The organism is Streptomyces sp. NPDC021562, from assembly GCF_040640875.1.
In the GTDB taxonomy this organism is placed as follows: domain Bacteria; phylum Actinomycetota; class Actinomycetes; order Streptomycetales; family Streptomycetaceae; genus Streptomyces.
In genome coordinates, this window is the sequence record NZ_JBFACN010000052.1 from 1 (window position 1) to 24,119 (window position 24,119).

Sequence of the window (24,119 nt, forward strand, 5' to 3'; positions counted from 1 at the left end):
GGGAAGAACGGCTACCTGGACCTGTTCACCGGCGACTCGTCCTACGCCAAGCAGTGGAAGTACACCGACGCCCCGGACGCCGACGCGCGTGCGGTGCAGGCAGCGTACTGGGCGGACGTGTGGGCGAAGCAGCAGGGCAAGGGCAGCGACGTCGCCACGACGGTCGGCAAGGCCGCGAAGATGGGCGACTACCTGCGCTACGCGATGTACGACAAGTACTTCAAGAAGATCGGCAACTGTGTGGGGCCGTCCACCTGCGCGGCCGGCACCGGCAAGGACGCCTCCGACTACCTGCTCTCCTGGTACTACGCGTGGGGCGGCTCGAACGACACGAACGGCGGCTGGGCCTGGCGCATCGGGTCGAGCCATGTGCACGGGGGTTACCAGAACCCGCTGGCCGCGTACGCGCTGAGCTCGTACGCCGACCTGAAGCCCAAGTCGGCGACGGGCGCGACGGACTGGGGTACCTCGCTGACCCGGCAGCTGGAGTTCTACCGCTGGCTGCAGTCGTCCGAGGGCGCCATCGCGGGCGGCGCGACCAACAGCTGGCAGGGGCGGTACGCGAGTCCGCCGGCGGGTACGCCGACGTTCTACGGCATGTACTACGACTGGGAGCCGGTGTACCACGACCCGCCGTCCAACCAGTGGTTCGGCTTCCAGGCCTGGTCGATGGAGCGGGTCGCCGAGTACTACCAGCAGACCGGCAACGCGCAGGCCAAGGCGATCCTCGACAAGTGGGTCAAGTGGGCGCTGTCCAAGACCACGATCAACCCGGACGGCACGTACCTCATCCCGTCGACGCTCCAGTGGTCGGGGCAGCCGGACACCTGGAACGCCTCCAGCCCCGGTTCCAACAGCGGGCTGCACGTCACGGTGGCCGACTACACCAACGACGTGGGCGTGGCGGCCGCGTACGCCAAGACGTTGACGTACTACGGCGCCAAGTCCGGTGACGCGACGGCGAAGTCGACGGCCAAGGCGCTGCTCGACGGCATGTGGAACAACTACCAGGACAGCCTGGGGATCGCGGTGCCGGAGACGCGGGCCGACTACAACCGGTTCGGGGACGCCGTGTACGTCCCGAGCGGGTGGAGCGGCAAGATGCCGAACGGGGACGCGATCAACTCCTCGTCGACGTTCACCTCGCTGCGGTCCTTCTACAAGAACGACCCCGCGTGGTCGAAGATCCAGGCGTATCTGGCAGGCGGGGCCGCACCCGTCTTCACCTACCACCGGTTCTGGGCCCAGGCGGACATCGCCCTGGCCATGGGCTCGTACGCCGAGCTGCTGGAGTAGTTCGGCCGGACACAGCCCGCGCCCCTGACGGGGCGCTCCAGTGGGCGGCCCCTGCCTGCACCAGGGGCCGCCCTTCCCTCTCCGGAGAGGACCTCTCCCGTGCGAAGAACCCGCATCCTCACCGCCGTGCTCGCCCTGGCCGCCGGCTTGCTCGCCGGTGTCCCGCCCGCGGCCGCCGCGGACGGCGGCGCACCCGTCAGGCTCGCCGCCGACACCTACACCTGGCACAACGCCCGGATCGACGGCGGTGGGTTCGTCCCCGGGATCGTGTTCAACCGCACCGAGAAGAACCTCGCCTACGCGCGTACCGACATCGGCGGTGCCTACCGCTGGTCCGAGTCGACCAGGAGCTGGACGCCGCTGCTGGACTCGGTCGGCTGGGACGAGTGGGGGCACACCGGTGTGGTCAGCCTGGCCTCCGACTCCGTCGATCCGGACAAGGTGTACGCGGCCGTCGGGACGTACACCAACAGCTGGGACCCGACGAACGGCGCCGTGCTGCGCTCCTCCGACCGGGGTGCCAGCTGGCAGAAGACCGACCTGCCGTTCAAGCTGGGCGGGAACATGCCCGGGCGGGGCATGGGCGAGCGGCTGGCGATCGACCCGAACAAGGACAGCGTGCTGTACCTGGGCGCGCCCAGCGGCAAGGGGCTCTGGCGGTCGACGGACGCCGGGGTGAGCTGGTCGCAGGTGACCGGTTTCCCGAACGTCGGCGACTACCGGCAGGACCCGAACGACACGACGGGGTACGCCAGCGACAACCAGGGCATCGTCTGGGTCACCTTCGACGAGTCCACGGGCACCTCCGGCAGCGCCACGAAGACCGTCTACGTCGGGGTCGCCGACAAGGACAACGCGGTGTACCGGTCGACCGACGCGGGCGCGACCTGGACCCGGCTGGCCGGCCAGCCCACCGGCTACCTCGCCCACAAGGGCGTGCTGGACGCCAGGAACGGCTACCTGTACCTGGCCTACAGCGACACGGGCGGTCCCTACGACGGCGGCAAGGGCCAGTTGTGGCGGTACGCGACGGTGACCGGTGGCTGGACGAACATCAGCCCGGTCGCCGAGGCGGACACCTCCTACGGTTTCAGCGGCCTGACGGTCGACCGGCAGCACCCCGGCACGGTGATGGCGACGGCGTACAGCTCCTGGTGGCCGGACACCCAGATCTTCCGCTCCACCGACAGCGGGGCGACCTGGACGAAGGCGTGGGACTACACCTCGTACCCGAACCGCTCGAACCGCTACACGATCGACGTCTCGTCCTCCCCCTGGCTCACCTTCGGCGCGAACCCTTCGCCGCCCGAACAGACGCCGAAACTGGGGTGGATGACGGAGTCCCTGGAGATCGACCCGTTCGACTCGGACCGGATGATGTACGGCACGGGTGCGACGCTGTACGGCACGGAGAACCTGACGAAGTGGGACAGCGGCGGCCAGTTCACGGTGACGCCCATGGTGCGGGGCCTGGAGGAGACCTCGGTCAACGACCTGGCCGCTCCCCCGTCGGGCGGCGCCCAGCTCTTCAGCGCGCTCGGTGACATCGGCGGCTTCCGGCACACGGACCTCACCAAGGTCCCGTCGATGATGTACACGTCCCCGACCTTCACCACGACCACCGGCCTCGACTTCGCCGAGGCGAACCCGGACACGGTGGTGCGGGTGGGCGACCTGGACTCCGGCCCTCACATCGCGTTCTCGACGGACAACGGCGCCAACTGGTTCGCGGGCGCGGACCCTTCGGGGGTGAGCGGCGGCGGTACCGTCGCGGCCGCCGCCGACGGCAGCCGCTTCGTGTGGAGCCCGGCCGGCACCGGCGTCCAGTACACGACGGGCTTCGGCTCGTCCTGGTCGGCGTCCAGCGGCATCCCGGCCGGAGCGGTCGTCGAGTCCGACCGCGTCGACGCGAAGACCTTCTACGGCTTCAAGTCCGGGAAGTTCTACGTCAGTACGGACGGCGGCGCGACGTTCTCGGCGTCCGCCGCGACCGGCCTGCCGAGCGGGGACAGCGTGCGCTTCAAGGCGCTGCCCGGGACGAAGGGCGACGTGTGGCTGGCCGGCGGCGCGTCGGACGGCGCGTACGGCCTGTGGCACTCGACGGACGGCGGCGTGACCTTCACCCGGCTCTCGAACGTCGACCAGGCCGACACCGTCGGGTTCGGGAAGGCGGCGCCCGGCGCCTCGTACCAGACCCTCTACACCAGTGCGAAGATCGGGGGCGTCCGGGGCATCTTCCGTTCCACGGACCGGGGCGCGACCTGGACCCGGATCAACGACGACGCCCACCAGTGGGGTTGGACGGGTGCGGCGATCACGGGTGACCCGCGGGTGTACGGCCGGGTGTACGTCTCGACCAACGGCCGGGGGGTGATCTACGGCGACACCTCGGACAGCGGCGGAGACGGCGGCGGGGGCACGGGGCCGACGCCGCCGGCCGGCGCCTGCGCGGTCGCCTACCGGATCACCAACCAGTGGGCGGGTGGTTTCCAGGCGGACGTGCGGCTCACCAACACGGGCTCGACGGCGTGGAGCGGCTGGACGCTGGGCTGGTCGTTCGCGAACGGGCAGACGGTCGGCCAGCTCTGGAACGCCGACTGGGCCCAGTCCGGCAAGGCCGTGACGGCCAGGAACGTGAGCTGGAACGGCACGGTGGCCGCGGGCTCCTCGGTGTCCTTCGGTTTCACGGGCACCTGGACGGGTGCCAATGACCGGCCCACGGCGTTCACCCTGGGCGACCGGACCTGTACGGTCTCCTGACCGGCGCAGGGCGCGGGTCGGCCTTGGTGAACGCACGGAGGGTGAAGCGGGGGTCGGGGCGGCGGCGGTCCTGGTCCGGCAGGGCCGCCAGCCGCGCGGCGAACTCCGCCACCCGGGGGTCGTCGGGGCGCAGCGCGGTGAACCAGCCGCGTCGCAGGTCGGCGATGGTGGAGCGGGGGCTGCGGCCCTGGCCGAGGCCGGGGAAGGCGGCCTGCCCGGCGGGAGACAGTCCGCTGTGCCGGGCGTGCGCGGTGACGTCGGCGGCCGCATCCGGTGGGGGGCGGCGCGGGCGGCCGGCGAGCACCGCGTCGATGTCGCTGCCGACGTCGTGCGCGGCGGCCTTGTCGACGGTCGTGACGTACACCCCGCCGGGGCGCAGCACCCGGGCGCACTCCGCGACGATCTCACGGGCCTCGGCGCCGTCCCGGGCGAGGTGGAGCAGCCAGACGGTGGTGACCGCGTCGAAGGTGGCGTCCGGGAAGGGGAGTCGCCTACCGTCTGCGCGCACGACCGCCCCCGGCAGCCGGGCGGCGGCCGTGCGGGCCATGGCGTGCGCCCGGTCCGCGCCGGTGACCCGGAGGCCGGGGCGGGCGGCGGCCAGACGGCGGGTGACGATGCCGGTGCCGCAGCCGAGGTCGAGCAGCCGGCCGGGGCGGCCGGGCAGGCCGCCGGGCTGCCCGGCCCGGTCGGGTATCAGGCCGAGGACGGCGTTCGCGGCCGCCGCCGCGCGGGGTTCTCCGCCGCGTGTCGCGTCGTAGCCGCCGGCTTCCTCTTCGTAGTCCAGCACATGGCTCAGTGTGCGCCGTGGCCCGGGGCGATGTCCTCCACCCTGCGGGCGAGTCCGAAGTCCTTGGCGGTGACGGCGCCGCCCACGCTGTGGGTGTGCACGGTGAGGGTGACGGTGTGGTAGCCGAGGGTGAGGTCGGAGTGGTGGTCGAGTTCGTCCTGGATGGCGGCGATGTGCATGACCAGGGCGGCGGCGGCGACGTGCGAGTCGAGGCGGTAGGCGCGGGCGAGCCGGTCGCCGTCCACCGACCAGCCCGGCAGCTCGGCCAGCCGGTCCTCGATCTCCTTCTGGGACAGCGGTTCGACGGCCATGGTGCGGTTTCCTTCCCGGTTCTGCGGCGGCTTGCGGGGGCTTGCGGGGGCTTCGAGCCTACGGGGTGGGGGCGGTGCCGGGCGTGCGACGCGACCGTGATCGGTCCCGGCGTCCGGCCGGTGTCCCCGGCCGGCGTCAAGTAGGCCCGTACGGAGCGGTGTTGACGCGACGAGGGTTTCGCGCGTAGACACAGGAGGCCGCCTCGACAACGTGTGCGACGGCGGTCTCGCGTGGCAGACTGCACGGGTACTTGTGCACGTAGGGGAGGCGTGGCGTGAGTGAGCGGCGTGCTGCGCCCACGGTCGGTCAGGTCGTGCTCGGCAAGCGTCTTCAGGAGCTGCGGGAGGCGGCGGGCCTGGGCCGGGACGAGGCGGCGCGGGTACTGCGGGTGGCGCAGGCCACCGTGCGGCGGATGGAGATGGCCGAGGTCGCGCTGAAGATCCCGTACGTCCAGGTGCTGCTGGAGACGTACGGGGTGCCCGAGGACGAACAGGCCGCGTTCGTGCGGCTCGCCGAGGAGGCCAACCAGCCGGGCTGGTGGCAGCGGTTCCACGACGTGCTGCCGGACTGGTTCAGCCTCTACGTGAGCCTGGAGGGCGCCGCCCGGGTGATCCGCTCCTACGAACCGCACTTCTTCCCCGGCCTGTTGCAGACCGAGGCGTACGCGCGGGCCGTGATGGAGGCCGGGACGATCGGCCACACCGACCCCGCGGCCGTGGAACGGCACGTGGACCTGCGGTTGACCCGGCAGCGGCTGCTGGAGCAGGACGATCCCCCCCACCTGTGGGTGATCATGGACGAGACCGTGCTGCGCCGCCCGGTGAGCGTCGACTGCGCGGTGATGCGCGACCAGGTCGACAAGCTGCTCGCCTTCGTCGAGCGGGACCGGATCACCCTCCAGATCGCCGAGTTCGCCAGTGGCCCGCACCCGGGGACGTACGCGCCGTTCACGCTGTTCCGGTTCGCCGAACCCGAGCTGCCCGACATGGTCTTCACCGAGTACCTGACCGGCGCCCTGTACCTGGACTCACGGGACGAGGTGGGGGCGCACCTGGAGGTGCTGGACCACATGACCGCCCGGGCCGCCTCCGCGCAGCGGACCGGGGAACTGCTGCGGACGTACCGCGACCAACTCTGAGGAGCCAAGCACCGTGACCGCATCCGAGCCCGCGCCGCCCGCCGTCGACACCAGCCGGCCGCACCCGGCGCGGGTGTACGACTGGTGGCTGGGCGGCAAGGACAACTACCCGGTGGACGAGGAACTCGCCCGCAGGATCCTGGCCGTGGACAGCACGGTGCTGCGCGGGGCGCGCGCGAACCGCCGGTTCATGCAGCGGGCGGTCCGGGTCGCCGCCGAGTCCGGCACCCGGCAGTTCCTGGACATCGGCACGGGCATCCCCACCGAGCCCAATCTGCACCAGGTGGCGCAGGGCGTCGCGCCGGAGTCGAAGGTGGTGTACGCGGACAACGACCCGATCGTGCTGCGGCACGCGGAGGCCCTGCTGCGCGGCACCGTGGAGGGGGGCACCGCCTATGTGCACGCCGACGTGCGCGACCGCGACACCCTGCTGGCCAGGGCCGCCGAGACCCTGGACTTCACGAAGCCGGTCGCGCTGTCCCTGGTGGCGCTGACCCACTACCTCGGCGACGACCCGGACGGCGACGACGTGTACGGGCTGCTGCGCGGGTACGTCGAGGCGCTCGCCCCGGGCAGCCACCTGATCCTCTCCCAGGTCACCCCGGACCTGAGCCCGGCGGCCGTCGAGCAGGCGGCGGCGAACTTCCGGCGCAGCGGGACGCCCTTCCACCCGCGTTCGCTGCCCGAGTTCTCCCGCTTCTTCGACGGTCTGGAGCTGCTCGGCCCCGGCGTGATCCCGGTCTCCGGGTGGCGCCCGGACCCCGAGGACGTGGTCCTCCAGCAGGAGGGGATCGTGCCGGTGTACGGCGGGGTGGCCCGGAAGGTGTGACCCGTCCGGGCGCCCTGGAGGGGTGCGTTCCCGCGCCCGCCCCTAGCGTCGGGACGGAAGGGGGCAGCAAGGGAGGCGAAGGAGGACCGATGCCCTCGGACGCGGTGTTCTACCAGGCGGCGGCGCTCTGTCTGACCTATCCGGACGACGACTTCATCGCCCGGCTGCCGCTGCTGCGCGAAGCCGCTCCGCAGCTGCGGGAGTTCACCGACCATGCGACGGTGACCCCGCCGCCGGAGCTGGCCGCGCACTACGTGCGGGTCTTCGACTCCGGGGACCGGCGCAGCCTCTACCTCAGCCGGTGGCAGGACGGCGACACGAGTCGGCGGGACGGGTCCCTGGTCCGGTTCGAGGACGTCTACAAGGCGTACGGCATCGAGTTCACCGGTACGGAACTGCCGGACTACCTGCCGGCCGTGCTGGAGTTCACGGCCCGCACCGGCGACACGGACCTGCTCACCGAGCACCGCGCCTGCCTGGAGCGTCTGCGGGGCCGGCTGACCGACGTCGGCACGCCCTACGCGTGCGTCCTGGACGCGGTCTGCGCCACCCTGCCGGCCGCCCGGGAGTGAGGTCCTGCGGTGTCTACCCCGCGGCGCCCTTCTCGTCGTCCACGATCTCCGCGTCCACCACGCCCTCCTCCTCGGCTTCCGGTGGCCGCTGGTCCTCGGTCGAACCGCCGGCGGCGGCCGACGCGTACATGGCCTGGCCCATCCGCTGGCTGACCGTGGCGAGCTTCTCCACCCCGTTGCGCAGGGCGGCCGTCTCCGCGTTCTCCTCCAGCAGCCGCTTGAGGTCCGCCACCGCCGACTCCACCTCGGTCCTGGTCTCGCCCGCCACCCGGTCGCCGTTGTCCCGGAGGAAGCTCTCCGTCTGGTACACGAGTTGCTCGGCCTGGTTCCGGGTCTCCGCGGCCTCCCGGCGCCTGTGGTCCTCCTCGGCGTACTGCTCGGCCTCCCGCATCATGCGGTCGATGTCGTCCTTGGGCAGGGCCGAACCGCCGGTCACGGTCATCTTCTGTTCCCGCCCGGTGGCCAGGTCCTTCGCCGAGACGTGCATGATCCCGTTCGCGTCGATGTCGAAGGCCACCTCGATCTGCGGCACCCCCCGCGGCGCCGGCGGCAGCCCCGTCAGGTCGAAGACGCCCAGCTTCTTGTTGTACGCGGCGATCTCACGCTCGCCCTGGTAGACCTGGATGCCGACGGAGGGCTGGTTGTCCGCGGCGGTGGTGAAGATCTCCGAACGCCGGGTCGGGATCGTCGTGTTGCGCTCGATGAGTTTGGTCATGATGCCGCCCTTGGTCTCGATGCCCAGGGACAGCGGGGTGACGTCGAGCAGCAGCACGTCCTTCACGTCGCCGCGGATGACACCGGCCTGGAGGGCCGCCCCCACCGCGACGACCTCGTCCGGGTTGACGCCCTTGTGCGGGTCCTTGCCGGTGAGTTCCTTGACCAGGTCGGTGACGGCGGGCATCCGCGTGGAGCCGCCGACGAGGATGACGTGGTCGATCGCGGACAGCTGCACCCCGGCGTCCTTGACGGCCTGGTGGAACGGCTTCTTGCAGCGGTCCAGCAGGTCCGCCGTGAGCTCCTGGAACTGGGCGCGGGTCAGCTTCTCGTCCAGGTGCAGCGGCCCCTCGGCGGACGCGGTGATGTACGGCAGGTTGACCGAGGTCTCGGTGGCGGAAGACAGCTCGATCTTGGCCTTCTCGGCGCCCTCCCGCAGCCGTTGCAGCGCCATCCTGTCGTTGCCGAGGTCGATGCCGTACTGCCCCTTGAACCGCTTCACGAGGTGCTCGACGATCCGCTGGTCCCAGTCGTCGCCGCCGAGGTGGGTGTCGCCGTTGGTGGCCTTGACCTCGATCACGCCGTCGCCGATCTCCAGCAGGGACACGTCGAAGGTGCCGCCGCCGAGGTCGAAGACGAGGACCGTCTGCTCCTCGCCCCGGTCCAGGCCGTAGGCGAGCGCGGCGGCGGTCGGCTCGTTGATGATCCGGAGCACCTTCAGGCCGGCGATCTCCCCGGCCTCCTTGGTGGCCTGCCGCTGCGAGTCGTCGAAGTACGCGGGTACGGTGATGACCGCGTCGGTGACGTCCTCGCCGAGGTAGGCCTCGGTGTCCCGCTTGAGCTTCTGCAGCACCCGCGCCGACAGCTCCTGGGCGCGGTAGCGGGTGCCGTCCACGGACCCGCTCTCCGGGAACCGCCAGTGGGCGTCGCCCATGTGCCGCTTCACGGAACGGGCGGTGCGGTCCACGTTCGTCACCGCCTGCCGCTTGGCGACCTCGCCGACCAGCACGTCGCCGTTCTTCGCGAAGGCCACCACCGACGGGGTGGTGCGGGCCCCCTCCGCGTTGGCGACGACCGTGGGCTCACCGCCCTCCAGCAGGGCCACCACCGAGTTCGTCGTACCGAGGTCGATCCCGACCGCGCGTGCCATGTCCGTCCCCTTCCGCCCGGGCGCCGCCTCGTCTCCAGCACAAAACCTGAGCGGGCCGTTGTCAATGCCGGGTACCCCGGGAACGGCGATGCCGTGCCCCCGGACGGGGGCACGGCATCGGGCGGGGTACGGCGGTCAGGCGAGCTTCGCCGACAGGGTGATGGTGGTGCCGGTCAGGGCCTGGCTGACCGGGCAGTTCTTCTTGGCGTCCTCGGCCGCGGCGGCGAAGCCGTCCTCGTCGAGGCCGGGGACGGTGCCCTCGACGGTCAGGTGGATGCCGGTGATGCCGGTGCCCGGCTGGAAGGTGACGTCGGCGTTGGTGACCAGCTTGGTGGGCGGGGTGCCGGCACCGGTCAGGGCGTGCGAGAGCGCCATGGAGAAGCAGCTGGAGTGGGCGGCCGCGATCAGCTCCTCCGGGCTGGTCTTCCCGTTCGCCTCCTGCGAGCGGGCGGCCCAGGTGACCGGCTGCTCGGCGATGCCGGAGGAGTCGAAGGTGATGACACCGTTGCCCTCGGTCAGGCTGCCTTCCCAGACGGTGTGTGCGGTACGCGTGGTAGCCACGGTTGTTCCTTTCGGCGGGTGGACCGGTTCGCACCCCCATCCGATCACATCCCGGCTCAGCGCACGCGGAAGACCGGCCCCCTCGCGCTGAACGGCAGGCGGGCGCCCTCGGGGATCAGGTAGGCGTGTTCGCGGCGGACCCGCAGCACGTCGCACCAGCCGTCGGTGATCACCAGGACCGGCGCGGCCGGCGGGAAGTCGTCGGCGCGGTGCAGGAGGTCGATGCCGGGCTGGAGGACGGTGCCGCCCCGCCCGTGCACCCGGACCCGGCCCGCGATCTCGGTGGCCGCCAGGTAACCGGCGTCGTGGGGCGCCGCGTCGCAGAAGACGACCCGGGCCGCCGGTACGTCACGGGCCTCGGCGTAGGAGGCGATGGCGCCGAGCGCCTTGCCGAGCAGGGTGCGGTCCATGGAGCCGGAGGTGTCGAGGACCACGCCGAAGGTGCAGCGGGCGACCTCCTCGGGCGGGAAGTACCGGCCGGCCCGCGGGATGTCGGGGGTGGACGACTGGCGGCGCGGGGGGCGGGCGTAGGACCGTACCGCCACCGGACGCGGTACGAACTCGTCGAACCAGCGGGCGAGCCGGGCGTCCCAGGGCAGCGGCGGATGGCTGAGCGCGCGGATCTCCTCGACCAGGCCGCCGGGCAGCAGGCCCCGCCCCTGCGCCCGGTGCAGGTCGAGGCCCTGGCCGAGGCCCCGGCGGTAGAACTCGTCGAGGTCGACGTACGCGCCCGGCGGTCCGAGGGGCGCGCCCAGGACGTCGCCGCGTCCCTTGCCGCGCAGGGTGGCGAGGCGCCGGGCCCGCCGCAGGTCGCCGGCGATCCGGTCGTACACCTCCTCGGCGGAGAGGTCCTTGAGCTCCGGGTCGTGCAGCAGTCCTTCGGGCATCGTGCCGACCTGCATCTCGACCAGCCAGCCGTTGATGACGTAGTCGCAGGCGATGTTGAAGAGGTAGGGGTCGCGGCCGCCGAGGCGGTCGCCGTGGCGCAGCGCGGCATGCAGCATCTCGTGGGCGAGGACGAACCGCCACTCCTCGTCGTCCATCGCGCGCAGCGGGTTGACGTAGATCTCGCCGGCCTCGGGGTTGACGGCCGCGACGGCGATGTCGTGGGCGCGGGCCAGTTCGGCGTCGGCGACCAGCCTGATCCCGGCCGCGATGCCGCCGAGCAGCGGGTAGGAGGAGACGAACCAGCTCAGCGCCTGCTCCCAGGGGCGCAGCGGGGTCGGCGGGCCGCTCATCGAGGTGCGGCGGCCGCCGGCCAGGTCCATCGCGCGGGACATGGTGCGGGTCAGCGCGTGCGCGAACCCGAGCTGCCAGTCGGGCACCTGGCCGGCCCACCGGTTCCAGGAGAGCAGCAGCTGGTCGGGTTCGCCGCCGCTGGTGCCGCCGCGCTCGTAGGCGGTGGGCACGGCGCCGGCGCGGCGCCAGCCCGCGGCGAGCCGGTCCTCGTCGCCCTCCGGGTAGGACGCGGGCAGGTGGTCGGGGGCCTCGCCGACCGGGAAGGTCTCCAGGAAGCGGTTGACGACGGCGCAGCGGGCGGCGAGATCGTAGCGGTCCGGCTGGGTGCGCGGGCCGGTGGCGGCGGGCAGGTGGCCGAAGCCGAGGTGGAGGGTGCAGTGGGCCAGCGCCCAGGCCCACTCGGCGGGTTCGGCGCGCCGGGTGGCGTGGGCGTGCAGGACGCCGTCGGAGTCGGCCCGTACCAGCCCTTCGTGCGGGGCGTGTTCGCACTTCTCGTGGCGGCAGAGGGTGAACTCGACGGCCCGCAGGGCCGGGTTGGCGCGCAGTAGTTCGACGCCGACGGCGAAGTTCTCGGCGGCCGGGTCCTGCTTCTTGCGCGCAGCGGTACGCCTCACCGGCGGGCCTCCACCAGCCGCGGCATGTCCCGGGCGGCCTCGATCAGGAACCAGGCGGGCAGCACCGGGTTGCCGTCGGCGTCGGAGGCGATGACGGTCTGGGCGACCTCGACGGAGATCTCCGCGAGCTGCACGAGGAGCGACTTGGCGCGGTAGGCGGTCGCCCGGCCGTTCGCCGACATGTGCTCCTTGACGGCGGGCAGTTCCTTGACGAGCCGGCCGCGGAAGGACTCGGCGAGGTAGTACAGCAGGTCGCGGTCCTCGACACGGTGCGGCCAGCCGGCGTCGCCCCGCAGGATCGCCTCCAGGCCGAAGCGGCTGCGCACGATCTTGACGTATCCGCAGAAGGCGGTCGCGTGCGCGGGGGTGAGCGTGCCGTGCGCGAGGACCTTCAGGGTGGCCTCGTCGAGGTCCCGTCCGAAGGAGTGCAGGGCGTCGGAGAGCATGTGCCAGGAGCGCGGCGTGGAGAACGGCTCCTCGGTCTTCGGCGGCTTGGACCACAGGTGGTCGGGCCGGTCGGTGAGGTGGTCGAGGATCCACGGGTGGATGCCGTTGCCCGCGGCCCAGGCGAGCCAGTCGTGCGCGGACGCCTCCAGATGGACGTGGGCCAGGCGGTTGACCAGGGCGGAGGCGATGGGCCGGGCGAGGGCGTTGTCGGTGGCGCGGTTGCCTGCGCCGATCACGATGGAGCCCTTGGGCAGTTCGTAGGTCCCGATCCGGCGGTCCAGGATCAGCGAGTAGAACGCCTTCTGCACGTCGGGGGTGGCCGCGTTCAGCTCGTCGAGGAAGAGGCAGTACGGCTCGTCGCGGGCGATGGCCTCGGGCGGGCAGAACACCGACCGGCCGTCACGGATCTGCGGCACCCCGATCAGGTCCTCGGGGGCGAGCTGCGTACCCAGCAGGCTCACGCACTCCAGCCCCAGCGACTCGGCGAACTCCCGCACCAGGGAGGACTTCCCGATGCCAGGCGCGCCCCAGAGGAAGACGGGGCGCACGGTGGCGAGGCCGAGGAGGAGTTCGGGGACACGGGCGGGGGTGACGGTGACGGCTGCCTGCAAAGGGGAGGCTCCTGAGGGGTGTTCGGGCGGATCGCTTTCGACCGGCTCGACCAGTGTGTGCCGGGAGCCGGGCGAACGCAGCCGATTTTTCACCGGTGGGGCCCCGCCCCCGACCGGCTACGCGGCCCGCTCCCCCTCCGTGGCCAGGGGGACCGCCGGCCCCTCCGCCTCCTGGAGCCAGCGCCGCAGCACCTCGTGCACCGCCTCGGCGCCCACGAGTTCCTCGCCCTGCGTCACCGGGGCGGACACATCGGGCGGCGACAACAGGAACGGCCGTCCCTGCGCGCCCCCCAGTCCCCCGTGCGAGCCGATCTGCTCCTCGAACGCCAGGACCTCGCCGTCCTGAGGGTCGTACCAGGAGTTGACCATGATGTCGGCGGTGTGCGGGAAGGAGTGGGTGCGCCGGACGGCGTCCGCTGCGCCCGGCCCGAAGGCGGCCAGCGGTCCCGGCTGGACGTCCAGCCGGTCGAGCGGGATCTCGGCGCCGTGGGCGCCCAGCACCACCCCGCCGTGTGCCCCGCTGCGGACCAGCAGGAAGCCGATGCCGGGGTGGTTGGCGAGGGTGGTGAGCAGCGCCGGGTGGCGGGCGTCCAGCTCCTCCTTGGTCATGCGGTGCGGCACGTCCGGGAAGGAGATCAGGCCGAGGTTGCCGGAGGCGAGCACGACGGGTTCCGAGTGCCGCGTCGGCCGGTGCTTCCCGCCGCCCTCCTCGACCGGTCGGCGCAGGGCGGCGCGGACGGCGGCGCGGGCCTCGGCGCCGCTGTGCGTTCGTTCGGCGCGGCGCGGCACGGGCAGTCCGCAGCCGGCCCTGACCAGGTCGCCGAGGGTGAGTCCGTAGCGGGAGCGGAAGGTCTCGCCGGGGCTCTGGCCGTGGTCGGAGAGGACGACGATCCGGTACCGCCGGGGGGCGTGCTCGGCGGCCTTCTCGATCAGGGCGAGGGCGCGGTCCAGGCGTTGCAGCACCTTGTCGGCGTCCCTGCTGTGCGGGCCGGAGTGGTGGGCGACCTCGTCGTAGGCGACCAGGTCGGCGTAGACGGCGCTGCGGCCGCCGAGCAGGTCGCCGATGACGGCGGCGACCACGACGTCCCGTTCGACGACCGTCGCGAAGGCGCGGACGAGGGGGTAGAGACCGCCGCGGCCCACGCGCGGGCGCTGCCTGCGCAGCCGGGCCGTGACGGACTGGCCCACCTCCCGGCCGACCTCGGCGAAGAAGGAGAGGGCGGTGCGGACGGCGTTGGCGGGGTCGGCGAAGTAGGCGAAGTAACCGGCCCGGGAGCGGTTCTCGCGGCCCCGGCGGCGGATCGCTATGGACAGCACCAGGGCCTGCTCCTCGGCGCCACCGCTGAAGAGGTTGCCGCGGCTGGCGCCGTCGACGGTGAGCAGCCCCCCGTCGGCGGTGCGCTCGACGGCGCGGCGCTGGAGTTCGGCGGCGCTGGTCGGCCGGTTGCAGACCATCACCTCCTGGCTGTCCTTCTCGTACCAGCGGAAGGCGGGGATGTCGAAGTTCGAGCCGTGCAGGATGCCGAGCTGGCTGGCGCCGGTCTGGCTGGACCAGTCGGTGCGCCAGGGGGTGAGCCGGTGGCCGGCGGCCAGCCAGGCGGCCACGGTGGGCATCAGGCCCTTGGCGACGGCGGCGGTGAGGACGTCGTGGCCGACGCCGTCGAGCTGGAGGAAGACGGTGCCGGGGGCGGTCGGGCAGGGCGGGTGGGATCTGCGGCGGCGGGTGGCCAGCCGGGACAGCCGGTGCCGGTAGGCGTCGTCGTCGCGGACGGCGAGGGCGCCGCCGGTGGCGGAGGCGACCGCGGACATCACGGCGGCCACGATCACGGCGGTCTCCGGGGCGGCCTCGCTCTGCCCGGAGGGGTTGATGCGCAGGGCGACCAGGAGCAGGGAGCCGTTGAGGAAGAAGACCAGCAGGCCGAGGACGAGGGCGGGCACCAGCAGCAGCAGCCGGACGAGCAGGGGCCACACGACGGCCGACAGCACACCGAAGGCACCGGCGCCGAGGGCCGCGGTCACCGCGATCCGGGTGGCGCTGTCACCGTCCGGGGACTGGAGCTGGAAGTCGGGCAGGATCCCGGCGAGCACCAGCATGGTGACGGTGGACACCGCCCACACCGCCACACTCCGCCCGATCTGACTGACGACCCGCCGCCACCGCACGCCCCACCGACCTCGACTCCGGGACCCGCGCCGCCCGCGGATCGGTCCGCCGACCAGACTGTCATACGGGCGTCGGCCCCTGGCCCTACCGCCCGTCGTACCCGGCCGTCGGCATGGAGAGACGCCGGTGGACCCGGGCCTTCATCTGGGCGTCGTAGCGGGGTTCGGCGCGGCCCACCGTCTCCACCCGCACGCCGCGTCGCGCGCATTCCGCCGTGAAGGCCTCCACCGACGACAGCGCGCTCTCCAGGACCCGTCTGCTCGGTGCCACGAAGACGTCGAGGCCGGGACGGACGCCCGCCCACAGGGCGCTGTGGTCGTGGCGCAGGCCGCGGACCAGGAGTTCGCGGGCGACCACGTACCCGTGCTCCACGGCCCAGCGCGCGCACATCGCGTGCTGGCTGCGGGAGTCGACCAGAAAAGGGTCGATCTCCAGCTCCTCCAGGGGCGTAAGACTCGCGATGGCGGTCACCCGCACCGCCGGGAGCCCGCCGGAGGCACCCCGCACCTGTCCCATGGCGTCCCCCTCACCTCCGGGTTTCGCCGCCGACCCTACTCCTGCACGTAGGCTTCGGGGAGTCGCGCGAAGGAGGCAAAGAGGGTGCCGGTGGAGATCACCTGGTGGGGCCACGCCACCTGCACGATCGAGGATTCGGGCGTACGACTGCTCACCGATCCTCTGTTCGCGCGCCGGCTCGCCCATCTGCGCCGGCGCCGGGGCGCCCCGCCCCCGCCCGAGGCCCGCCGGGCGGACCTCGCGCTCGTCTCCCACCTGCACGCCGACCATCTGCACGTCCCCTCGCTCGCCGGGCTCGCCCCGGGCACGCGCCTGCTTGTGCCCCGGGGCGCACAACGCGCGGTGCCCGCGCTCCGTCGGCTCCGGCAGTTGCGCGTCACCGAGGTCGGTGTCGGCGACGAGATACACGTCGGCCGGCTCGTCGTCCGTGCCGTGCCCGCGCTGCACGACGGCCGCCGGCTGCCGGTCGGCCCGCAGCGCTCCCCCGCCCTCGGGTATGTGGTCGAGGGCGCGGCCCGGACGTACTTCGCCGGGGACACCGGGCTGTTCGACGAGATGGCCGAGGTGGTGGGCCCGGTGGACGTGGCCCTGCTGCCGGTGGGCGGCTGGGGGCCGTACCTCGGGGAGGGGCACCTGGACGCCGGGCGGGCGGCGCGTGCGTTGGCACGGCTGGCGCCCCGCAGCGCGGTGCCGGTGCACTACGGCACGTACTGGCCGATCGGCATGGACGCCGTGCGCCCCCATGAATTCCACGCGCCGGGTGACGAGTTCGTGCGCCTCGCGGCCGAGTACGCGCCGCGGGTGGCGGTGCACCGGCTCGGGCACGGGGAGCGCGTGCGGCTGGAGGTCGCACGGTGAGACTGCTGCTGGTGATGGCGGCCGCCGGGTCCACCGCGGCGACCCCGTCGTCCGTCGGGTCGGCGCAGCAGGCGATCGGGTATCCGACGCTGTTCCTGCTGGTGCTGGTCGGCGCCCTGGTGCCGGTGGTGCCGACCGGGGCGCTGGTGAGTTCGGCGGCGGTGGTGGCGTTCCACCAGACGGCGCCGTTGGCGCTGGCGCTGGTGTTCGTGACGGCGTCGCTGGCGGCGTTCCTCGGCGACGCGGCGCTGTACTGGCTGGGGCGGCGTGGGCTGCGGTCGAAGAACGGGTCGCGGTGGCTGGAGGCGATCCGGTCGCGGGCGCCCGAGGAGCGGCTGGAGCAGGCGCAGGGGAAGCTGGCCGGGCACGGGGTGGCGGTGCTGGTGCTGTCCCGGCTGGTGCCTGCCGGCCGCATACCGGTGATGCTGGCGTGTCTGCTGGCCGAGTGGCCGCTGCGGCGGTTCGCGCGGGGGAACGCGGCGGCGTGTCTGGCGTGGGCGGCGACCTATCAGGTGATCGGGATCCTGGGCGGGTCGTTGTTCCCGGAGCCGTGGGAGGGGGTCGTGGTGGCGGTCGCGCTGACCGTGCTGATCAGTGTGGCGCCGGGGGTGTGGCGGCGGGTTCGTTCTGCCGGGTGACGGTGCGTTGCGGGGCGCGGGTGCGGTTGTGGTTGCTCGCGCGGTTCCTCCCCCAGCCTTCGGCCGGGGGTACCCCCAGCGCCCCTATGGGGCGCGCCTCAGCTGACGGCGCTCCGCAGTGGACTCTGTTCCAGGATCCTCGAACCCCCCACCGGCAGGTCCCAGAGGTTCTCGCGGGCCAGTTCGGCCTTCTCCCAGGCCGCCCGCACCCGGGTCAGCGGCTCCAGGACCGGTTCCGCCGACAGGATGAACGTGCCCCAGTGCATGGGGGCCATCCGCCGCGCCCCGACGTCCTGCGTCGCCCGGACCGCCTCCTCCGGGTCGAGGTGGACGTCGCTGAGCCACCAGCGGGGGTCGTAGGCGCCGATCGGCATCAGGGCGAGGTCGATGCCCGGGTAGCGTCGGCCGATGCCGGCGAACCAGTGGCCGTAGCCCGTGTCGCCGGCGAAGTAGACGCGCTGTCCGTCGGGGCCGGTGAGCACCCAGCCGCCCCAGAGGCTGTGACAGGTGTCGGTGAGGGTGCGCTTGGACCAGTGGTGGGCCGGGACGAAGTCGAAGCGGACGCCGGACAGTTCGGCCGCCTCCCACCAGTCGAGCTCGGTGACGGTGGTGAAGCGGCGGCGCCGGAACCAGCCGCCGAGGCCGGCGGGTACGAAGACGGGGGTGGCGCGCGGCAGTCGGCGCAGGGTGGGGGCGTCGAGGTGGTCGTAGTGGTTGTGGCTGATGACGACGGCGTCGATGCGCGGCAGCGTCTCCCAGGGGACGCCGACCGGGGTGACACGGGCCGGGGTGCCGAGGATCCGGCGGGACCAGACGGGGTCGGTGAGGACGGTGAGGCCGCCGATCCGGACGACCCAACTGGCGTGCCCCGCCCAGGTGACGGCGACGGTGCCGGCGTCCACGGGGGGCAGCGGAGCGGGTTCGCAGGGGAGTCTGGCTATGTCGGCGAGACCCTGGCGGCCGGGGCGGACGGAGCCCTCGCGGGCGAAGCGGGCCATGGCCTTGAGACCGGGCAGGGGGGCGGTGAGACGGTCGTGGAAGGTCCGTGGCCAGAACCGGAGTTCGCCCAGCGGGCGGGGCTCGGCGAGCGGCGGGGCAGCGGTCGTGACGACGGCAGGCGTCGTGGCGGTCGTCGTCGTGGCGGCAGGCGCTGTAGCGGTCGTCGTGACGGTGGTGGGCGTGTCGGCGGGCGGTGTGTCGGCGGTCGGCGTGGCGGACCCTTGCTCTTGCGTCTGCTGCGTCATCGAGGAGGCTCCCATCGCTGAGCGTCGTCGCGGAGATCGTCGAGTACCGACCTCAAGGACATCAACGCGCGTTGCACGTGTGGCAGTTCCAACGGCGCGGGGGACGTGAGGCATTCCAGACGTTCCTCGTCGGTGCCGCCCAGCAGCGGCCCGGTGGCGAGCCGTACCCGCAGGGCGCCCAGGTCGTCGCCGAAGCGGTGCCCGCCGGGTGCGGGAACGCCCAGGCGTGCGGTGAGGAAGTCCTCCAACTCCTGTGCGTCGCCGACGCCTCGGGCGCCGAGCCCGGCCCGCAGCGGCTCCAGGTCGACGTACAGGTGACGGCCGGCCTGCGGGGGCCGGGCCAGCGCACCGCCGGCGACGACCGCGGCGTGCGCGGCGGCGGCCACGCGCGCGTGCAGCCGTACGGCGGCCGCCCGGCGTACGACGACGGGTCCGGGTTCGTCGAGCGCGTGGCGGGCGGCGACCGCGACCGGGCCGGCGAGGCGGGCGCCCATCGCGGTGAGGACGTCGAGCACGCGCGCGTGCAGTGCCGTACCGGTGGCGTCCGCCGGGAACCGGGCCACGGCGGCGGGCCAGCCGGCCGGCAGCAGGCCGCCGGCCAGGTCGGTGACCACGGTGACCCGGTCCGGGAGCATCTCCGCGGGACTGAGCAGCACGGTGGCGTCCGGGGCGTGCAGGGTGTCGCGCCACGTCTCGTCGCTGACCAGGTACAGTCCCTCGCCCGCCGCCGCCTCCACGGTCTCGTGCAGCAGTTCGGGCGGGGCGACGGTGGCGGTCGGGTCGTCGGCGACGGAGAGCACGAGCAGTCGCGGGTCGCCGCCCTCGTCGCGGACCCGGCGCACCGTCTCCAACAACGCGTAGGGGTCGGGGACGCCCCCCGACTCGGCCGGGGTGGCCACATGGAAGACGGGCCGCCCGAGCAGCCGGGCGTACGGTGCCCACCAGGCGGCGCAGGGACGCGGCACCAGGACGTCGCCGCCGAGCGCGGCGGTGAGCGCGAGCAGCAGGGCGGGGGCGCCGGGCCCGGCGGTGAGACGGCCGGGCGTGCCGGGCAGCCCGCGGCGCTCCCAGTAACCGTGGGCCGCGTCCAGCAGCGCGGGCCCGCCGCCGACGGGTTCCTCCCCGCCCCGGCTCGCGGCGGCGGACAGCACGGCGGAGAGCTCGGGCAGGACCGGCAGGCCGTCGTCGGGCAGGGCCGGCCCGAAGCGGACGGGCCCGTGCCCCTCGGCCTCGGTGGACGTGCCCCGCGCCGGCCCGGCGGGCGTGCCGTGCGTCGGTCCGTGGCCCTCGGGGTCCGTCCGCCGCATGTCCGCCTCCGCGCAGTCCGTGGTGCCGTGTGCTGTCCGGGCCGTGCCGCCTCCCCGTGAGGGGTGGCCCACGGTGCCGGAGTGGTTGCTCCGGGGTACCCGGTCCCGGCCGTGTCACCCGTCCGCGCCGGGCCGTCCGCCCCACAGCCGGTACTGCCCGCCGCCCCACAGCCGGTACACCGCGCCGCAGCAGGCGGCCGCGATCAGCAGCGCGCCCGCGGCCAGGGCGGGGAGGGAGCCGTTGTAGGAGCCGCCGTCCCCCGCCGCCACGCCGTGCTGGACGCCCGCCGGGGCACAGGCCGCGGCATCGCCCCGCGCCCCGTCGCACTCCCGCCCGTCACCTCCGCCTCCGCAGGACTGCTGCGTCCCACCGGAGCAGGGCCGCTCCCCGGCCTCCCAGGGGGCGGTGCCGTCGCCCCCGCGTCCAGCTGTGCCGTCGTCCCCGGGGAACTGCGCCGCGCCGTCGCCCGCAGGGGGTTCCACGGCGCCGCCGTCCCCGTGCTCGGCCGTGCCGTCGCCCCCGCCCGGAACCCTGCCCCCGCCGCCCCGCGGCCCCGTGACGTCGTCGCCGCCGGGGAGGACGCCCCCCGCGCCCTGCGGGCCCGTGGCGTCGTTCCCGTGCGGGACCGCGGCCCCGCTGCCGTGTGTGTCCGTGCCGCCCTGGTCCGGGGTGGCGCCCGGGTCGGCGAGGGCGGGCGGGGTCCAGAGCCGCTGCTGCCCGTCCCCCGCCCCCGCCGGGCAGGACCCGTCGGCGGTGCGGGCGCCGTCCGCGACGGCGCCCGTCGTACCCCCCTGCGTGCCCTCCGTGTAGCTCTCACAGCCCACGGGGCTCGCCCCGGCGGCGGGGCCGGCGGCCGCGGCCGTACCGGCGACGCCGAACGCGGCACCCGTCAGGACGGCGACGGACAGGGCGCGAACGGTGCGGCGCATGGCGGGAACTCCTCGCACGGACGACTCCGGGGGCACGGGGCCCGTACCTCCGCAGCCATCACAGCCCGCCCCGGGCACCGCCGCGCGCGGCCGACCCCCATTCGCGGGACGTCCGCGCCCTTCCGGGTGACGTGGTCGCCCAGGACCGGCGTGTCGGGAACCGCCCGACGGATCCCGGTGTCGGCCCCCCGTCCTCGGGTACGCGGGCGGCACCCCCTGATGTACCTGGAGGGAGAACATGCAGCGAGGCAGTGACCGGCTGAACGTGCACCGGGACGACGAGATGAAGCACGAGTTGCAGGGCCTGCTCAGGTCCGGCCATCCGACGCGGAGCGAGGAGTGGAACGATCCCGAGCCGCCCGCCGACGACGATCCGGAGCTGTTCCGCGCCGGGGTGGCTCCCGGGGTCGGTGAGCAGCCGTCACCGGAGGCGGTACGGCTGCTCCTGGCCCGGTCCCTGACCCGGCACGACTTCCCGGCGGCACCGAGCGAGCTGACCCGGACGCTGCGGCGGGGCCACGCCCCCGACGCCCTGGTCGAGCGGGTCTCCCGGCTGCCGCACCGGACGCGCTACGACAGCCTGCTGGCGCTGGCGGAAGCGGTGACCGCCGGGGAGTGAGGCCCGGGAGACCGAAACCCGGGAGACGGACCCCCGGACGGAACCCGGGGAAGGACAACACACCCGCGCGCGGGACGACGACCCGCGCGCGGAAGGGAGTGAACATCATGCGTATCGCGTTTCTGGTCGCGCCCGAGGGCGTCGAGCAGGTGGAGCTGACCGAGCCGTGGAAGGCGGCGTCCGACGCCGGGCACGAGCCGGTCCTGGTGTCGACGCAGCCAGGGAAGATCCAGGGCTTCGACCATCTCGACAAGGCGGACACGTTCCCGGTGGACGAGGTGGTCGGCGAGGCGTCCGCGGACTCGTTCGGGGCGCTCGTCCTGCCGGGCGGGGTCGCCAACCCGGACTTCCTGCGGACGGACGAGAAGGCCGTCGCGTTCGTGAAGGACTTCTTCGACGGGGGCCGGCCGGTCGCGGCCATCTGCCACGCGCCGTGGACGCTGGTGGAGGCCGACGTCGTACGCGGCCGCACGCTCACGTCCTGGCCGAGCCTGCGGACCGACATCCGCAACGCGGGTGGCACCTGGGTGGACGAGCAGGTCAAGGTCTGCGACGGCGGCCCGAACAAGCTGATCACCAGTCGCAAGCCGGACGATCTCAAGGCGTTCTGCGAGGCGTTCCTCGGCGTCTTCGCCGAGACTGAAAAGGCCGGCTGAGCAGAGGGGCCCCGCGGCGCCCGGCGGGGTTCCCGCGGCGCCGCGGAGTTCAGCTCGCCGGGGTCCGCGGCGCCGCCGCCTCGGCGCAGCCGCGCTCCCGGGCACCCTCCCGGGTGCGGCCGGCGGCGACGAGGCGGCGCGGATTACGGCGCAGGTACTCGCCCTCCAGCTGGGCCATGCGCTCGTTGTGGGCGCGCAACGCGTCGTTGGATCCGTACAACAGGGTGTCGTGGCGCGTCCGGTGGATGGTCTCCAGCTCCTTCATGAGCTGCTGGTCGTCCAGCCGGCTGGGGTCGACTCCGGTCATGGTGGTACCCCGCTCGTCGTGTGGGTCCCGGCGGTCCGGATTCCTGCCTCCACTGTACGAACATCCGGCCCCGCGGGCCTCCCTACCGGACGCGCTCCACACGGCGCTCGTCCCAGACCGGCTCGGCGGACTCCCGGACCCGGCCGTCGCTGCCGAAGACCAGGAACCGATCGAAGGAGCGGGCGAACCAGCGGTCGTGGGTGACCGCGAGCACCGTGCCGTCGAAGGCCTCCAGACCCTCCTGGAGGGCTTCGGCGGACTCCAGGTCGAGGTTGTCGGTCGGCTCGTCGAGGAGCAGCGCCGTCACGCCCTGCAGTTCCAGCAGGAGGATCTGGAACCGCGCCTGCTGGCCGCCCGACAGCCGCTCGAAGGTCTGCTCGGCCTGCTGGGTCAGTTCGTAGCGGCGCAACCGGGACATCGCCGCGCCGCGGTCCTGGGAGTGTTCCGTCCAGAGGATGTCCAGGAGGACGCGGCCCTGGAGTTCGGGGTGGGCGTGGGTCTGGGCGAAGTGGCCGGGCACGACGCGTGCGCCCAGCTTCCACTGACCGGTGTGCGCCACGTCCTCGCCGGCCAGCAGCCGCAGGAAGTGCGACTTGCCGGAGCCGTTGGAGCCGAGCACGGCGACCCGTTCGCCGTAGAAGACCTCCAGGTCGAAGGGTTTCATCAGGCCGGTGAGTTCGAGACCCGCGCAGGTGACGGCGCGTACGCCGGTACGGCCGCCCTTGATGCGCATCCTGATGTCCTGCTCGCGCGGCGGCTCCGGAGGCGGTCCGGCCTCCTCGAACTTGCGCAGCCGGGTCTGGGCGGCCGCGTACCGGGACGCCATCTCGTGCGAGACCGCCGCCGCCTGACGGAGGGTCAGCACCAGTTTCTTGAGCTGGGCGTGCTTCTCGTCCCAGCGGCGGCGCAACTCCTCGAAGCGGGCGAAGCGTTCGCGGCGGGCGTCGTGGTAGGTGGCGAAGCCGCCACCGTGCACCCAGGCGTCGGCGCCGGTGGGCGAGGGTTCCACGGAGACGATCTTCTCGGCGGCCCGGGCGAGGAGTTCGCGGTCGTGGGAGACGAACAGGACCGTCTTGCGGGTGTCCTTGAGCTGCTGCTCCAGCCAGCGCTTGCCGGGGACGTCCAGGTAGTTGTCCGGCTCGTCGAGGAGCAGCACCTCGTCGGCGCCCCGGAACAGCGCCTCCAGCACCAGCCGCTTCTGCTCACCGCCCGAGAGGGTGCGCACCTGGCGCCACTGGGCCTTCTCGTACGGCACCCCGAGCGCGGCCGTGGTGCACATGTCCCACAGCGTCTCGTGCTCGTAGCCGCGCACCTCGGCCCAGTCGGCGAGGGCCTGCGCGTAGCGCAGCTGGGCGGCCTCGTCGTCGACGGTCATGATGCCGTGCTCGGCCTCGTCGACGGCCCGCGCGGCCTGCTGGATGCCGGGCGGCGCGACCGACACGAGCAGGTCGCGCACGGTCGTCTCGTCGCGCACCGAGCCCACGAACTGGCGCATCACGCCGAGGCCGCCGCTGACGGTGACGGTGCCGCCGTGCGGTTTGAGCTCGCCGGAGATCAGCCTGAGCAGGGTGGTCTTGCCGGCGCCGTTGGGGCCGACCAGAGCGACGGCGGCGCCCTCGCCCACCCGGAAGGAGACGTCGCCGAGCAGCGCCCTCCCGTCGGGGAGGTAGTACTCGAGGTGCGCGGCTTCCAGATGTCCCATGGTCAGGGATTCTGCGGGCGGCACCGCCGGTGGGGCAAACCGTTATCGGGGGGGCGCTCGAAAAGGTCGGCTGCGGGTGCGTAGTGGTTGCTCGCGCAGTTCCCCGCGCCCCTTTCAGGGGCGCCCGGTGCACGCCCCTGAAAGGGGC

22 protein-coding genes are annotated in these 24,119 nt (G+C 73.4%); 9 read left to right on the forward strand and 13 right to left on the reverse strand.

All coding sequences use genetic code 11. The features are described 5' to 3' along the window. Both AB0G52_RS39985 and AB0G52_RS39990 read left to right on the forward strand, forming a co-directional pair. On the forward strand, nucleotides 1-1,296 hold a 1,296-nt coding region (locus AB0G52_RS39985), incomplete at its 5' end, for a glycoside hydrolase family 48 protein (protein WP_361344060.1). A 99-nt stretch (nucleotides 1,297-1,395) separates the two neighbouring features. Next, complete coding sequence (locus AB0G52_RS39990) at nucleotides 1,396-4,056, forward strand: cellulose binding domain-containing protein (RefSeq protein WP_361344063.1); 2,661 nt, start codon at nucleotides 1,396-1,398, stop codon at nucleotides 4,054-4,056. Here the strand turns inward: AB0G52_RS39990 and AB0G52_RS39995 are convergent. Together AB0G52_RS39995 and AB0G52_RS40000 are read right to left on the reverse strand one after the other, a co-directional pair. Beyond that, complete coding sequence (locus AB0G52_RS39995; protein ID WP_132893713.1) at nucleotides 4,022-4,843, reverse strand: class I SAM-dependent methyltransferase; 822 nt, start codon at nucleotides 4,841-4,843, stop codon at nucleotides 4,022-4,024. The genes AB0G52_RS39990 and AB0G52_RS39995 overlap by 35 nt on opposite strands. Nucleotides 4,844-4,848: 5 nt before the next feature. Next, on the reverse strand, nucleotides 4,849-5,154 hold the full coding sequence (locus tag AB0G52_RS40000; RefSeq protein WP_361344067.1) for a 4a-hydroxytetrahydrobiopterin dehydratase: 306 nt from the start codon (nucleotides 5,152-5,154) through the stop codon (nucleotides 4,849-4,851). 275 nt (nucleotides 5,155-5,429) lie between these two features. On the opposite strand from AB0G52_RS40000, the gene AB0G52_RS40005 reads away from it, so the two are divergent. The 3 genes from AB0G52_RS40005 (at nucleotide 5,430) to narJ (ending at nucleotide 7,694) form a co-directional block, all read left to right on the forward strand. Beyond that, complete coding sequence (locus AB0G52_RS40005) at nucleotides 5,430-6,293, forward strand: Scr1 family TA system antitoxin-like transcriptional regulator (protein ID WP_132893717.1); 864 nt, start codon at nucleotides 5,430-5,432, stop codon at nucleotides 6,291-6,293. Nucleotides 6,294-6,306: 13 nt separating this feature from the next. After that, nucleotides 6,307-7,122 carry an SAM-dependent methyltransferase gene (locus AB0G52_RS40010; protein WP_132893718.1) on the forward strand — a complete coding sequence of 272 codons (816 nt, stop codon included), beginning with the start codon at nucleotides 6,307-6,309 and terminating at the stop codon, nucleotides 7,120-7,122. Between the two features lie 89 nt (nucleotides 7,123-7,211). Beyond that, nucleotides 7,212-7,694, forward strand: coding sequence for a nitrate reductase molybdenum cofactor assembly chaperone (gene narJ / locus AB0G52_RS40015; RefSeq protein ID WP_132893720.1), 483 nt, complete (start codon nucleotides 7,212-7,214; stop codon nucleotides 7,692-7,694). 13 nt (nucleotides 7,695-7,707) lie between these two features. Here the strand turns inward: narJ and dnaK are convergent, their stop codons facing one another. The 6 genes from dnaK to AB0G52_RS40045 all read right to left on the reverse strand — a co-directional run bounded on the left by dnaK (nucleotide 7,708) and on the right by AB0G52_RS40045 (nucleotide 15,710). Then, nucleotides 7,708-9,558: a molecular chaperone DnaK gene (dnaK, locus tag AB0G52_RS40020; protein ID WP_132893722.1), complete on the reverse strand. Its 1,851-nt coding sequence runs from the start codon at nucleotides 9,556-9,558 to the stop codon at nucleotides 7,708-7,710. Between the two features lie 135 nt (nucleotides 9,559-9,693). Further along, a complete protein-coding gene (locus AB0G52_RS40025; RefSeq protein ID WP_132893724.1) occupies nucleotides 9,694-10,119 on the reverse strand; it encodes an OsmC family protein in 426 nt (141 codons plus the stop codon). A gap of 56 nt (nucleotides 10,120-10,175) precedes the next feature. Continuing rightward, nucleotides 10,176-11,972, reverse strand: a complete 1,797-nt coding sequence (locus AB0G52_RS40030) for a hypothetical protein (RefSeq protein ID WP_132893726.1) — start codon at nucleotides 11,970-11,972, stop codon at nucleotides 10,176-10,178. Continuing rightward, nucleotides 11,969-13,030, reverse strand: coding sequence for a MoxR family ATPase (locus tag AB0G52_RS40035; protein ID WP_132893728.1), 1,062 nt, complete (start codon nucleotides 13,028-13,030; stop codon nucleotides 11,969-11,971). The genes AB0G52_RS40030 and AB0G52_RS40035 overlap by 4 nt, the downstream gene beginning before the upstream one ends. Nucleotides 13,031-13,147: 117 nt before the next feature. Next, nucleotides 13,148-15,148: an alkaline phosphatase family protein gene (locus tag AB0G52_RS40040; RefSeq protein WP_361344074.1), complete on the reverse strand. Its 2,001-nt coding sequence runs from the start codon at nucleotides 15,146-15,148 to the stop codon at nucleotides 13,148-13,150. 130 nt (nucleotides 15,149-15,278) lie between these two features. Beyond that, nucleotides 15,279-15,710 carry a hypothetical protein gene (locus tag AB0G52_RS40045; RefSeq protein ID WP_132893732.1) on the reverse strand — a complete coding sequence of 144 codons (432 nt, stop codon included), beginning with the start codon at nucleotides 15,708-15,710 and terminating at the stop codon, nucleotides 15,279-15,281. Nucleotides 15,711-15,794: 84 nt separating this feature from the next. On the opposite strand from AB0G52_RS40045, the gene AB0G52_RS40050 reads away from it, so the two are divergent. Beyond that, nucleotides 15,795-16,568: an MBL fold metallo-hydrolase gene (locus AB0G52_RS40050; RefSeq protein WP_132893733.1), complete on the forward strand. Its 774-nt coding sequence runs from the start codon at nucleotides 15,795-15,797 to the stop codon at nucleotides 16,566-16,568. Between the two features lie 14 nt (nucleotides 16,569-16,582). Continuing rightward, nucleotides 16,583-17,206: a VTT domain-containing protein gene (locus AB0G52_RS40055; RefSeq protein WP_207921914.1), complete on the forward strand. Its 624-nt coding sequence runs from the start codon at nucleotides 16,583-16,585 to the stop codon at nucleotides 17,204-17,206. A 98-nt stretch (nucleotides 17,207-17,304) separates the two neighbouring features. Here the strand turns inward: AB0G52_RS40055 and AB0G52_RS40060 are convergent, their stop codons facing one another. The 3 genes from AB0G52_RS40060 to AB0G52_RS40070 all read right to left on the reverse strand — a co-directional run bounded on the left by AB0G52_RS40060 (nucleotide 17,305) and on the right by AB0G52_RS40070 (nucleotide 20,687). Next, nucleotides 17,305-18,450: an MBL fold metallo-hydrolase gene (locus AB0G52_RS40060; protein ID WP_132893735.1), complete on the reverse strand. Its 1,146-nt coding sequence runs from the start codon at nucleotides 18,448-18,450 to the stop codon at nucleotides 17,305-17,307. After that, nucleotides 18,447-19,757 carry an aminotransferase class I/II-fold pyridoxal phosphate-dependent enzyme gene (locus AB0G52_RS40065; protein ID WP_132893737.1) on the reverse strand — a complete coding sequence of 437 codons (1,311 nt, stop codon included), beginning with the start codon at nucleotides 19,755-19,757 and terminating at the stop codon, nucleotides 18,447-18,449. The genes AB0G52_RS40060 and AB0G52_RS40065 overlap by 4 nt, the downstream gene beginning before the upstream one ends. Nucleotides 19,758-19,871: 114 nt before the next feature. Then, a complete protein-coding gene (locus tag AB0G52_RS40070; protein WP_361344079.1) occupies nucleotides 19,872-20,687 on the reverse strand; it encodes a hypothetical protein in 816 nt (271 codons plus the stop codon). Nucleotides 20,688-20,925: 238 nt separating this feature from the next. Between AB0G52_RS40070 and AB0G52_RS40075 the strand changes: the two genes are divergently transcribed. Together AB0G52_RS40075 and AB0G52_RS40080 are read left to right on the forward strand one after the other, a co-directional pair. Beyond that, the gene (locus tag AB0G52_RS40075; protein WP_132893741.1) at nucleotides 20,926-21,306 is read left to right on the forward strand and encodes a DUF2795 domain-containing protein; all 381 of its coding nucleotides are present in this window, start codon (nucleotides 20,926-20,928) and stop codon (nucleotides 21,304-21,306) included. A gap of 107 nt (nucleotides 21,307-21,413) precedes the next feature. Next, entirely contained in the window at nucleotides 21,414-21,962 is a 549-nt protein-coding gene (locus tag AB0G52_RS40080) for a type 1 glutamine amidotransferase domain-containing protein (RefSeq protein WP_132893743.1), read from the forward strand. 49 nt (nucleotides 21,963-22,011) lie between these two features. On the opposite strand, the gene AB0G52_RS40085 is transcribed toward AB0G52_RS40080, so the two are convergent. Together AB0G52_RS40085 and AB0G52_RS40090 are read right to left on the reverse strand one after the other, a co-directional pair. Further along, nucleotides 22,012-22,269, reverse strand: coding sequence for a DUF6158 family protein (locus tag AB0G52_RS40085; protein ID WP_132893744.1), 258 nt, complete (start codon nucleotides 22,267-22,269; stop codon nucleotides 22,012-22,014). A gap of 82 nt (nucleotides 22,270-22,351) precedes the next feature. Further along, nucleotides 22,352-23,971: an ATP-binding cassette domain-containing protein gene (locus AB0G52_RS40090; RefSeq protein WP_132893746.1), complete on the reverse strand. Its 1,620-nt coding sequence runs from the start codon at nucleotides 23,969-23,971 to the stop codon at nucleotides 22,352-22,354. Between the last annotated feature and the right edge of the window lie 148 nt (nucleotides 23,972-24,119).

Excerpts from the sequence above, each read along its gene's own strand:
- AB0G52_RS40085 (WP_132893744.1), bottom strand. The coding sequence starts at position 22,269 with ATGACCGGAGTCGACCCCAGCCGGCTGGACGACCAGCAGCTCATGAAG.
- AB0G52_RS40060 (WP_132893735.1), bottom strand. The coding sequence starts at position 18,450 with ATGACGCAGCAGACGCAAGAGCAAGGGTCCGCCACGCCGACCGCCGAC.
- dnaK (WP_132893722.1), bottom strand. The coding sequence starts at position 9,558 with ATGGCACGCGCGGTCGGGATCGACCTCGGTACGACGAACTCGGTGGTG.
- AB0G52_RS40055 (WP_207921914.1), top strand. The coding sequence starts at position 16,583 with ATGGCGGCCGCCGGGTCCACCGCGGCGACCCCGTCGTCCGTCGGGTCG.
- AB0G52_RS40090 (WP_132893746.1), bottom strand. The coding sequence starts at position 23,971 with ATGGGACATCTGGAAGCCGCGCACCTCGAGTACTACCTCCCCGACGGG.
- AB0G52_RS40080 (WP_132893743.1), top strand. The coding sequence starts at position 21,414 with ATGCGTATCGCGTTTCTGGTCGCGCCCGAGGGCGTCGAGCAGGTGGAG.
- AB0G52_RS40065 (WP_132893737.1), bottom strand. The coding sequence starts at position 19,757 with ATGCGGCGGACGGACCCCGAGGGCCACGGACCGACGCACGGCACGCCC.
- AB0G52_RS40045 (WP_132893732.1), bottom strand. The coding sequence starts at position 15,710 with ATGGGACAGGTGCGGGGTGCCTCCGGCGGGCTCCCGGCGGTGCGGGTG.
- AB0G52_RS40075 (WP_132893741.1), top strand. The coding sequence starts at position 20,926 with ATGCAGCGAGGCAGTGACCGGCTGAACGTGCACCGGGACGACGAGATG.
- AB0G52_RS40000 (WP_361344067.1), bottom strand. The coding sequence starts at position 5,154 with ATGGCCGTCGAACCGCTGTCCCAGAAGGAGATCGAGGACCGGCTGGCC.
- AB0G52_RS40070 (WP_361344079.1), bottom strand. The coding sequence starts at position 20,687 with ATGCGCCGCACCGTTCGCGCCCTGTCCGTCGCCGTCCTGACGGGTGCC.
- narJ (WP_132893720.1), top strand. The coding sequence starts at position 7,212 with ATGCCCTCGGACGCGGTGTTCTACCAGGCGGCGGCGCTCTGTCTGACC.